The organism is Herbiconiux sp. (assembly GCF_023264895.1).
Classification (GTDB): domain Bacteria; phylum Actinomycetota; class Actinomycetes; order Actinomycetales; family Microbacteriaceae; genus Herbiconiux.
Genome location: NZ_JAHFUY010000124.1, coordinates 1 through 10,237, shown reverse-complemented (window position 1 = coordinate 10,237; position 10,237 = coordinate 1). Strand labels below are relative to the sequence as shown.

At 71.5% G+C, this 10,237-nt stretch carries 11 protein-coding genes; 5 read left to right on the top strand and 6 right to left on the bottom strand.

Annotated elements, in window-relative coordinates:
- On the bottom strand, nt 1-226 hold a 226-nt coding region (locus Q0D57_RS17995), incomplete at its 3' end, for a hypothetical protein (RefSeq protein ID WP_291046655.1).
- 114 nt (nt 227-340) lie between these two features.
- On the opposite strand from Q0D57_RS17995, the gene Q0D57_RS17990 reads away from it, so the two are divergent.
- Nucleotides 341-2,593: a cell wall-binding repeat-containing protein gene (locus Q0D57_RS17990; RefSeq protein WP_291046654.1), complete on the top strand. Its 2,253-nt coding sequence runs from the start codon at nt 341-343 to the stop codon at nt 2,591-2,593.
- A 9-nt stretch (nt 2,594-2,602) separates the two neighbouring features.
- Here the strand turns inward: Q0D57_RS17990 and zapE are convergent, their stop codons facing one another.
- From zapE to Q0D57_RS17975, 3 genes are read right to left on the bottom strand one after another with little or no spacing between them, the layout of a single operon-like run.
- Entirely contained in the window at nt 2,603-3,715 is a 1,113-nt protein-coding gene (gene zapE / locus Q0D57_RS17985; RefSeq protein WP_291046652.1) for a cell division protein ZapE, read from the bottom strand.
- Between the two features lie 32 nt (nt 3,716-3,747).
- Nucleotides 3,748-4,695: a mycothiol synthase gene (mshD, locus tag Q0D57_RS17980; RefSeq protein ID WP_291046651.1), complete on the bottom strand. Its 948-nt coding sequence runs from the start codon at nt 4,693-4,695 to the stop codon at nt 3,748-3,750.
- The gene (locus Q0D57_RS17975) at nt 4,664-5,356 is read right to left on the bottom strand and encodes a response regulator transcription factor (RefSeq protein ID WP_137837876.1); all 693 of its coding nucleotides are present in this window, start codon (nt 5,354-5,356) and stop codon (nt 4,664-4,666) included. Before Q0D57_RS17975 ends, mshD begins: the two co-directional genes overlap by 32 nt.
- Nucleotides 5,357-5,423: 67 nt before the next feature.
- On the opposite strand from Q0D57_RS17975, the gene Q0D57_RS17970 reads away from it, so the two are divergent.
- From Q0D57_RS17970 to Q0D57_RS17955, 4 genes are all read left to right on the top strand, one after another.
- Nucleotides 5,424-5,690: a hypothetical protein gene (locus tag Q0D57_RS17970; protein WP_259525188.1), complete on the top strand. Its 267-nt coding sequence runs from the start codon at nt 5,424-5,426 to the stop codon at nt 5,688-5,690.
- A 142-nt stretch (nt 5,691-5,832) separates the two neighbouring features.
- Nucleotides 5,833-6,510: an FABP family protein gene (locus Q0D57_RS17965; RefSeq protein ID WP_291046648.1), complete on the top strand. Its 678-nt coding sequence runs from the start codon at nt 5,833-5,835 to the stop codon at nt 6,508-6,510.
- 74 nt (nt 6,511-6,584) lie between these two features.
- Nucleotides 6,585-7,769 carry a folate-binding protein gene (locus tag Q0D57_RS17960; RefSeq protein ID WP_291046658.1) on the top strand — a complete coding sequence of 395 codons (1,185 nt, stop codon included), beginning with the start codon at nt 6,585-6,587 and terminating at the stop codon, nt 7,767-7,769.
- A 5-nt stretch (nt 7,770-7,774) separates the two neighbouring features.
- Entirely contained in the window at nt 7,775-8,857 is a 1,083-nt protein-coding gene (locus Q0D57_RS17955; RefSeq protein WP_291046646.1) for an FUSC family protein, read from the top strand.
- A 39-nt stretch (nt 8,858-8,896) separates the two neighbouring features.
- On the opposite strand, the gene Q0D57_RS17950 is transcribed toward Q0D57_RS17955, so the two are convergent.
- Together Q0D57_RS17950 and Q0D57_RS17945 are read right to left on the bottom strand one after the other, a co-directional pair.
- A complete protein-coding gene (locus tag Q0D57_RS17950; protein ID WP_291046643.1) occupies nt 8,897-9,511 on the bottom strand; it encodes a phosphoribosylanthranilate isomerase in 615 nt (204 codons plus the stop codon).
- 11 nt (nt 9,512-9,522) lie between these two features.
- Nucleotides 9,523-10,237, bottom strand: a 715-nt coding sequence (locus Q0D57_RS17945; protein WP_291046640.1) for a LysR family substrate-binding domain-containing protein, incomplete at its 5' end; no start/stop codon positions are given.

Here is a 10,237-nt window from a genome sequence, read left to right as displayed (position 1 = left end):
ACCGGTCGTAGGCGGCGGCCGTCGCGGCGTCGGCGGCCGCGACCCCTCCGGGCGCCACGGCGGCCCCCGCGGGGTACGCCACCGGATGCGACCCGAACGGCCGCGCCACCCCGGCCGCCGCGGCCGTCTCGATCTCGGCAGCGGTCGGAGGGAGAGGTGAAGCGCCCAGAAGAAGTGCGCAGGCTGCCGTGACGGCTGCGGCTCGAAGGAGCGTGGCTGCTTTCATCGGCACCTTTCCTCTCGGGATGAGGCTAGCTCCCCGTCGGTGATTTCGCCTGAGGAATAAATGAGCTATATTCAGTCGCACTTTCCCGTTCTTGGTTGGAGACCGATGCGACCCATGAAGCTCAGTGCGATCGCTCTTGCGGTGATCGCGGTCGTCACGCTTGTGTCGGTTCCCGCGGTCGGTGTTTCAGCAGCCATTCCCGGGCCCTCCCGAACCGTTCTCGTCAGCGCCACCGAAGCAGGGGCGGCCGGCGGGTCAGAGTCGTCCCGGCCGTCCCTCTCAGGCGACGGGTGGAGGATTGCGTTCGAGTCCGCGGCTGCCCTCACGGGTGTACCGCATGCCGCGGCAACCCGACAGGTCTATCTGCGCGACGCCTCCACCGACTCGACCGTGCTGGTCAGTCAGACCGGTGGTGTCTCGGCCTCCGCTGACGCCGTCCGCCCTGTCGTCTCGAGGAGCGGCCGGTATGTGGCCTATCTCTCGGGCGCCGACAATCTGGGCGTACGCGGAGGGGTCACGCAGGCAATCCTATGGGATCGCTTCACGGGGACCACCCGGATAGTGACGCAGAGTGCCGACCCCGTGCCCAACCAGGCCAACGCACCCGTGCTGGAGCTCGACATCTCCGAGGACGGATCCACCGTCGTCGTCTCCACCCGCGCCACCAACCTGACGCCGGTGGACACGCGCGGCAAAACCCAGATCTACTCGATCGATCTCGCGACCGGGCGGACCACGCTTCTAAGCGCAGAGAAGTACGCGCCGACGCCTATCGGCGGCGGCCTCGACTCGGCGGCGCCGTCGGTGTCCGATGACGGGAGGATGACCGCTTTCGCCACCGCATCCGACCTGATCGCTCCAGGCATCAACCGCGGCCATCGGCAGGTGTACCTGCACACGAGGGGTGGGCTCTCCGATGGCGTGCAGCTCATCAGCTACGCGGTGGACACCAATGCCGGCGTGGAACAGGACGCTTACGCCCCGGACGTGTCCGGCGACGGCCGAGTGGTCGCGTTCGTCACGTCCGCTCGCGATGCGACCAGCGACACGACCGCCATGACGGAGCAGGTCTACGTCAGGTCGGTGGATGCAAGTCGCACCCGGTTAGCGAGTTACGGTGCGCGCACCGGTGAAGGAGCCGACCGTGCGAGCGGTGCACCGGTGCTGTCGCGATCGGGGGATGTCGTGGTCTTCGAGTCGGAGGCCGCCGAACTCACCGAGTCGGGGACTCCCGGGCCCGTCCAGGTGTACAGACGGGATCTGAACAACGGGAAGCTCGATCTGGTGAGCGCCACTCCTTCCGGTGATCCGGGGAACGACCACGCCGTGGCGCCGAGAGTCAGTGCGGATGGCACGATCATCGCGTTCCAGTCGGCCGCTGCGAACCTGAACGAGCCGTCATCACCGGGAGTCACTCAGGTCTACCTCCGCAACGCACTCCCTGCAGCGGAGCTGGTCCGATTGAGTGCCGACGATCGCTATGGAGTATCCGCGCGGGTATCGGCAGTGTCCTTCGCCCCACACGTCAACACCGCCTACGTGGCCTCAGGGCTCGCTTTCGCTGATGCGCTGACCGGGTCGGCTGCGGCGGGTTTCCAGGAGGCCCCCGTTCTCCTGGTGAGGAAGGACGGCATCCCATCTGCGATCGCCGATGAACTGCGGCGCTTGAAGCCGGGGAGGATTGTGATCCTCGGAGGCGAGAGCTCGGTGAGCGCGGAGACGGAACTCAGCCTCAAGGACTTCTCCGGTCAGGTGGGCAGGGTGCTCGGCGCTGACCGCTACGAGGTGGCCTCCGTTCTCTCGTCGCTCGTGTTCCAGCCGGAATGGAGCGGCCAAGGCGTCGCCTATCTCGCTTCCGGGGCCGTCTTCCCCGACGCGCTGTCGGGTTCTGCGGTCGCGGGAGTCCAGGGAGGCCCGGTGCTTCTCACGACGAAGGATGTCGTGCCCGATCTCGTGCTGGCGGAGTTGCGGCGACTGCACCCGAAGACGATCGTGGTGCTCGGGGGGCGCAACACGATCTCCGACGCTGTGCTGGCGCAGGTGCGTGAACTCGGAGCCGAGGTCTCAAGGGCGGGCGGGGCGGATCGCTACGAGGTCTCGGCCAGCGTCTCGCACTGGCTGCTCAAGAGCACCCCTGGCGGAACGGTCTACATCGCGTCTGGACAGAAGTTCCCGGATGCTCTATCCGGGGCGCCGGCTGCGATCCGTGAGGGTTCGCCCGTGCTGCTGGTGTCGTCGGTGAGCATCCCGGGTCCTGTCGCGGACGAACTGGCGAGGCTGCAGCCGCGGCGGATCGTCGTGTTGGGCGGTGAGCAGACGATCTCCGCACCGGTCGTTGCCGCGCTACGCGGCTACTTGGCGAAGTGACCCTGCGGGTCAATGGGCGTCGCCCTGCTCCGAGGGTCGCCGGAGGAGGGTGAGGCGGCTGGCCAGGCGGGCTGCGGTGGGGAGGGAACGGACCTCCGTGAGGAAGGCGGCGGGGGAGGCGTCGGTGACGAGGTAGGTGGGGATGTCGGCGTCGGCGAGCACGTCGATGGCGGCGAGGAAGCGGAGGCGGCCCGAGCGGGAAGCCTGGGAGAACGTGGGGACGGCCGTGATGACCCAGCGGTCGCCGAAGCGGCGGGACCAGTCGATGTACTCCATCGTGGAGAGCGGATGCTCGCACAGCTCCGCGAACGACACCCACAGCTCCCCGGGGCGGGCCGCATCCACCGGGAACTGTCGGCCGCCCACGAAGAGCTCCGTGCGCTCGTCGGGTGTCGGAGGCCGCAAGCCCTCGTCGGTGAGCTGGGAAGGGGCCAGCCAGGCGCCCGAACGGAATCCCGAGCCGTCCTCGGAGCCGGAACCGGAACCGGAGCCGCGCTCGGCGCCGGAGTGGACGAGAGCGCGGTAGTCGACGGCCCCTGCGAGCTCGACGACGTCCATCCGCTCGAGGATGAGGCGGATGCCCGGCTCGAAGACACGGTGCCAGACCGGATCGGGCAGCAGATCGTCCGGCGCCGCGTTCGACGACACCAGGAGCGCGACACCGCGCTCGCCGAGGTGCTCGAGCAGGCGGGTCATGAGCGTGGCGTCGCCCGGGTCGCCGATCTCGAGCTCGTCGAAGACCAGGAGCGGTGCGCCGCCCACGAAGCCGTCGACCGCGTGGTCGAAGGCCTCCCGCTCGAGCCGGGCGCGATCACCCTCGCTGGCCACGCGGTACTCGTGCATGCGGCGGTGCAGCTCGTCGAAGAAGGTGTGGGAGTGCACGCGCCGAGCCGTGCCCTCGGGCAGTGCGCGCACGAACGCGTCGAGCAGCCAGGTCTTGCCCCGGCCAACCCGGCCCCAGACGTAGAGGCCTCGGGCAGTCGAGACCGCCGGAGGGGCCGGTGCGACGGCGGATGCGTCAGCGCGCCCCTCGAGCTCGTGGGCGAGACGCTCGAGGCGCGACAGCACCGCCAGCTGGCCGGCGCCGAGCTCGAACCCGGCGCGGCGCGCGTCGCTCTGCACGAGCCCGGCGAGGGAGCTGATCGCGGCGCCCGTCAGAGCGCGCCGCGGCGGGGGAGCGGGCGGTGCAGGTACTGCACGTCGATCGTGTGGTCGGCGAAGCCGAGCGAGCGGTAGAGCGCGACGGCGCGCTCGTTGTCCCCGTCGACGTAGAGCGCCGCCTGCGTGCAGCCGCGCTCCTGGAGGCGCGCGAGCCCCGCGTTCATGAGCGAGCGCCCGAGGCCTCGACCGGCCTGCCCCTCGTCGACGCCGATCACGTAGATCTCGCCCACGCGGGTGTCGTTCGGCTCGACCTTCAGCCAGTTGTACGCCACGAGCGTGCCCTCCGCGTCGCGCAGCAGCAGGAAGTCGTCGGGCTCGAACCAGGGCTCCGAGAGCCGGAACAGCAGGTCGTCGCGCGTGAGCGAACCCTGCTCGTCGTGCTCGGCGAAGACCCGGGCGTTGAGCTCGACCCAGTCGTCGGCATCCGGGCCGCCCCGGAAGCCCCCGAGCGAGTAGCCGGAGGGCAGCACCACCTCGGCGGGCGCCGCGGCACCCGTTCCGAGCTCCCGGCGCAGCTGCAGCAGGGTGCGGATGGCCTCGAACCGGTGCGTCTGCGCCAGCCGGCGGCTCGCCGGGTGGTCTCCGTGCGCCCAGGCGCGGAGCGCATCCGGAGCCCCGGAACCCGCCCCGGTCGGTGCCGGCGGGTTCTTCAGCACGATCTCGAGCAGCTGCCGGCCGAGCCCCTCGCCCCGCCACTCCGGGTCGATCACGAACTCGAGCTCGCCCTGCCCCACGATGGCGGCTCCCGCGACGGCGACCCCGCCCTCGGCGATGCGCCGCTCGGCGAGCAGGAGCGAGCGCGTGCCCTTGCCGATGTCGATGAGCGCCTGGTCGTTGAACGGCGGCTGGCCGTCGACGAGCGCCGCGCGCGCCACGAGCCGGAGGAAGGGCTCACGCGCCTCGTCGGGGCTACTGACCGAGAGTGTGAGCGAGCCGCTCATTGTCGTCCTCGAAGAAGTTGAAGCGGTAGCCGACGTTCCGCACGGTACCGATCAGCGATTCGAGGTCGCCGAGCTTGGCCCGCAGTCGCCGCACGTGCACGTCGACCGTGCGGGTGCCGCCGAAGTAGTCGTAGCCCCACACCTCGCTCAGCAGCTGCTCGCGGGTGAAGACCCGGGAGGGGTGCATGGCGAAGAAACGGAGTAGCTCGAACTCCTTGAAGGTGAGGTCGAGTGGCCGACCGTGCACGCGGGCGGAGTAGCTCGCCTCGTCGATGACCACGCCGGAGGCCTGGATCTTCGACGTCGACTGGTCCTGCACCTGGCGCCCGATGGCGAGCCGGATGCGGGTGTCGACCTCGGCGGGCCCCGCCGACTCGAGCACGACATCGGCAGCGCCCCACTCCGCGCTCACCGCGGTCAGACCACCCTCGGTGAGGATGAGGACGACCGGGACGCCGATGCCCGTGGTGCTGAGGATCTTGCAGAGCGAGCGTGCCGAGGCGAGGTCGTGACGGGCGTCGACGAAGATGAGATCGCTGTTCGGGGTGTTCACGAGCTGCGAGGGCTCCGCCGGGATCTGGCGTGTGCGGTGACTCAGCAGAGAGAGTGCGGGCAACACCTCTCGGTCGACCGCAGAGGTCAGGATCAACAACTGCGCCACGTAAGATCCTCCAGAGAACGCCTGCGGTACATACTAGTCGGGCAGAATGGCGGGTATGAGTCTGCTCATGAGAAGCGTAGTCCCGGTCTGGATCCTCACGATCATCGGGGTCGTCGCAGTCGGGGTCTTCGTCTCCGCTCCGAGCTATCTCGTCTTCCTGCCCGTGGTGCTCGGAGCAGCGCTCGTGGTCACGTTCGGCATCCAGCTCATCGTGCCGGTGCGGAAGGGCTTCGTGAACCGCGTCTCGGCGAGTCTCGGCGGCGCCGTGCTCATCCTCGCGCTCGCCACCGTCGTGCTCGGTCCCCTCGCGTTCGCCGCGAGCGCTAGGATCTAAGGCATGTCCTACGTTGCGCTCGAACTCCTGTTCATCGGCCTCCTCGGGCTTGCGTCTCTCGCAATCGCCTGGGTCTCCGGAGTCGTCGTCTACAAGCTCTTCCGCGGCCAGCGCTGATCCGCTGCCCGTCTGAAGACCGCTCGTGATCGAGATCCCCACCGGCCTCCCCGCCGAACTCGTCCCGCTCTCCTGGCTCATCGGAGTGTGGGAGGGAACCGGCGTGCTCGACTACAGGATCGGTGAGGGCGAGTCGGCCGATCGGGTCTCGCGGGAGTTCGGCCAGCGCGTGAGCTTCAGCCACGACGGCCTGCCCTACCTCAACTACAGCTCCTACACCTGGCTGCTCCCCGAGCAGTCCGCTGCGGTGGACGGTAGCGGCGATGACGCCGACGGCCCCGATGGCCCCGTCCGCCAGAGCAGCCCCGTCGAGCCCCTCACGGCCGAGACCGGCTACTGGCGTCTCAGCCGACTCCACATCGAGGGCGACGTCGGCCCCGGCATGCTGCCCGGCGTCGGCCCCCGCCCCTTCAACACCGCCCAGTCGGTCGAAGCGCTCCGCAACTCCGCCGAGGGCTTCGACATCGAGGTCTCGATCGTGCACCCGACCGGTGTGAGCGAGCTCTACCTCGGCCAGGTGAAGGGCCCGCGCATCGACCTCGCGACCGACGCCGTGGTGCGCACCCGCACCGCCAAGGAGTACGCGGCCGCCACCCGCATCTACGGTCTGGTCGACAACCACCTGCTCTGGGCCTGGGACATCGCGGCGCTGGGGCAGGATCTCCGCACCCACGCCTCCGCCCGCCTGGCGAAGGCCGACTGAACCGCGTGAGCGACTCCGCGGCAGCACCCGAGACGCCGGCAGAGCCCCTGCCGGCGCCCTTCGCCACGTCGGCACTGCTCTCCCTGCCCGGCGCCGTCGCCGGCTCCGGGCCCGACGCCGGTGTCGCGGCGCACTACGGCAACCCGCTCGGTGAGCAGCGGATGCTCGACGCCGCACGCTCCGGAGAGACGGCACGCGACCTCGGCGCCCCCGTCATCGTCGACCTCTCCGACCGCGGAGTCATCTCGGTCGCGGGCCCCGACCGCCTCAGCTGGCTCGACTCGGTGACGAGCCAGAGCATCCGCGGCCTCGCCCCGTTCGAGTCGGCCGAGACCCTGCTGCTCTCGGCCAACGGTCGCATCGAGCACGCCATCCGGGTGCTCGACGACGGCGAGACGGCCTGGCTGCTAGTCGACTCGGGCGAGACCGAGGCGCTCGAGGCCTGGCTGCAGCGCATGCGCTTCATGCTGCGGGTCGAGATCGCCGACCGCTCGGCGGAGTTCGCCACCGTGGGCTGGCTCGCCGCGGGGCCGCAGGGCGAAGCTCCCGCAGCGCTCGCGGCGGTGGCCGCCACCGCGGAGGCTCCCGGTGCCGACACCCCGCAGCTGCTCACGTGGGCCGATCCGTGGCCCGAGGTCGTGACCGGCGGCGTGCAGTACGCGCAGACCGACGAGCACCCCGGCGCCGACTGGTGGTGGCGCGAGACCCTCGTGCCCCGCTCCGAGTTCGGCATGCTCGTCACCGCGGTGCTCCGCGGCGAGCTCCGCATCGCGGGACTCCTGGCCGCCGAGGCCCTGCGCGTGGCGGCCTGGCGACCGCGCCTCAGCACCGAGGTCGATGACCGCACGATCCCGCACGAGCTCGACTGGATGCGCTCCGCCGTGCACCTCTCGAAGGGCTGCTACCGCGGTCAGGAGACCGTCGCGAAGGTGCACAACCTCGGTCACCCGCCGCGCCGCCTCGTGCTGCTGCACCTCGACGGCTCGGAGGGTGCCCTGCCTGCGCCCGGCGACGAGGTCGTCGTGGCCGGAGCCGACGACGCATCCGGAACCCTCACCACCGTCGCCCTGCACCACGAGTGGGGCCCCATCGCCCTCGCCGTGGTGAAGCGGCAGCTCGACACCGCCGCCGAGCTCCGGGTGCGCTCGGCCGAGGGCGAGATCGCCGCGAGCGCCGACGAGATCGTGTCTCCGGATGCCGGCGCCGCCGTGGGTCGCGTGCCGCGCCTGCCGCGACTGGGCGCCCGCAAGACCCGCTGACGCCGGTGGCCGACGCCGGGCGCTTCGGCGCCGAGGTCCGCTCCTCCTTCGACCGGGTGGGCTCGAGCCTCCCCGCCATCGTGCAGCTCGTGGTCGCCGCCACGGTCGCCTACTCGGTGGCTCACTTCGTGCTCGGCCATCAGTACCCCATCGCCGCGGTGATGGTGACGCTCTCGAGCCTCGGGCTCGTGCTCGACGCCCGCCCGCGGCGGGTGCTGGAGCTCGCGCTGGCCGTGACGGTCGGGATCGCGGTGAGCGAGGTCATCCTGCTCGCCACGGGCCAGGGGCTGTGGCAGTTCGCGCTCACCCTCCTCGCCGCGCTCGTGGTGACGCGGCTGCTCTCGCCCGTGCCCGGGCTGCCGATCCTCGCGGCCGTGCAGGGCTCGCTCGTGGCGCTCATGCCGTTGCCCGAGGGCGGACCGTTCACGCGCACGGTCGATGCGCTCGTCGGGGGAGCGGTCGCCATCGCCTGCACGGCGCTGCTGCCGCGCGACCCGCGGCGGGCAGCCCGACGGGAGGCGCTGAAGTTCTTCAGCGCGTTCAACGCCATCGCGGCCTCGCTCGTGACGGTCGTGCGGATCGGCGACCGGGCGACGGCCGAGATGGTGCTCGGGCGCGCCCGCGACACCCAGGGCCTGATCGAGCAGTGGCGTGCCTCGCTCGACTCCGCCGCGGCGGTGGCCCGCATCTCACCGTTCCTCCGCCGCCACCGCGCCGAGCTCGCGGCCCTGCAGGTCATGCAGCTCCACATGGACCACGCCACCCGCAACCTCCGCGTCGTGACCCGCCGGTTGAGCGTGCTCCCCGGCGATCGTGCGCGGCCCGAGATCGCCGAGGTGCTCGCGGGCATCCAGAGCGCCACCTCGATGCTCGCGCAGAGCATCGACCGGCCGGAGCTCCGGCCCGTGGTGCGGCAGAGCCTCGTGCTCATCGCGATCACGCTCGACCCGAGGAGCCTCATCCCGGGGCAGCCCTACTCCGAGGCGTCGATCGTGGTGTCGCTCCGGCCCCTCGTGCTCGACCTGCTCGCGGCGAGCGGCATGCCGATCGACGACGCCAGGCGGACGCTCCCGGACATCACGACCTGAGGCTCAGACCGCGGCCCCGTCCACAGCTCAGCCCGAGGCTCAGTCGGCGGCTCCGCGGGCGGCGGTCACGAACGCCTCGATCCGGGCGGGGTCCTTGACGCCGCGAGAGCTCTCCACACCGCTCGAGACATCGACACCGGAGGGCTCGAAGAAGCGGATGAGACGCACGGCGTTCTCGGGGGTGAGTCCGCCGGCGAGCAGCCAGAAGCCCTCGGGCCGCCGGCCCAGCTCGGTCTCGTCGAAGGTGACGCCGGCGCCCGGCTCGGCGGCGTCGATGAGCAGGCGGTGGGCCCCGAGATCGCGCCGGCGAGAGTCGGAGAGGCCGCCGAACGCGGCGGCCGAGAGGGCCCGGAGCGGGCGGAGGCCCTCGTCGGCGAGCCGCCGCAGGTCCCCGTCGGGCTCGGTGCCGTGCAGCTGCACGGTGCCCACTCCGGCGGCGCGCGCCATCGAGACCACCTCGTCGATCGGCTGATCGCGGAAGACACCCACCGTCTCGACGGTCTCGGGGACGTCGGCGACGAGGCTCGCGGCGAGCCCGGTGCCGACGGTGCGGGGGCTGCCCGGTGCGAAGACGAAGCCCACGGCGTCGGCCCCGGCGTCGACGGCGGTGCGCACGGTCTCGGGGGTGCTCAGGCCGCAGATCTTGATGTACACGGTGTCGCCTTTCAGAGTGCGGGGGCGGGTGCAGGTGCAGGTGCGGAGCCCCGGCCGAGGCGGCGGACGGTCTCGAGCACGCGGAGCACGTCGGGCCGGTCCTCGCCGACCCGCCAGGCCAGTTCGAGGGGGAGCGTGACGCCGGAGGAGACGGGGATCGCCTCGATGCCCGGCGCGGTGACGGCCGCCGACGACTCGGGAAGGAGCCCGAACGCGCGGTTCTCGGCGATCAGGTACGAGCGGCTGCCGATGATCCGGGGCCTGCCGACCAGCATGTAGGGGTCGAGGCCGTCGGCCGCGCACGCCCCGAGCAGGAAGTCGTAGTAGCCGGCGCTGCGCTCGCGCGGCCAGAGCAGCAGGGGCAGGTCGCCGAGCTCGGCGAGGGCCACCGAGGGCGAGCCGGCGAGCGGATGCCGGGTGCTGAGCGCCACGAGGAGCCGTTCCCGGCGGAGCGTCTCGGTGCGGAACGCCGGGCCCGGTTCGAGGAACCGGCCGATGCCGAGGTCGGCCTCGCCCGAGGCGAGGGCCCGCTCGATGTCTCCGGTCTCCACGGCGAGGTCGTCGATCACGATCCCGGCGAGCTCGTCCTCCGCGGCCCTCAGCAGGCGCGGCACGAACTCGTTCATGGCGCTCGGGCTCGCCGCGAGACGCACCCGCCCCGAGCGCGCCCGGCCCGCGGCCGCCGCGGCCTGGGCGAAGTCGCCGGCCGAGGCCAGCAGCGCCCGG

What these genes read in the sequence shown, in the direction of transcription:
- Q0D57_RS17990 (WP_291046654.1), top strand. Translation starts at nt 341, where the DNA reads ATGAAGCTCAGTGCGATCGCTCTTGCGGTGATCGCGGTCGTCACGCTT.
- mshD (WP_291046651.1), bottom strand. Translation starts at nt 4,695, where the DNA reads ATGAGCGGCTCGCTCACACTCTCGGTCAGTAGCCCCGACGAGGCGCGT.
- Q0D57_RS17970 (WP_259525188.1), top strand. Translation starts at nt 5,424, where the DNA reads ATGAGAAGCGTAGTCCCGGTCTGGATCCTCACGATCATCGGGGTCGTC.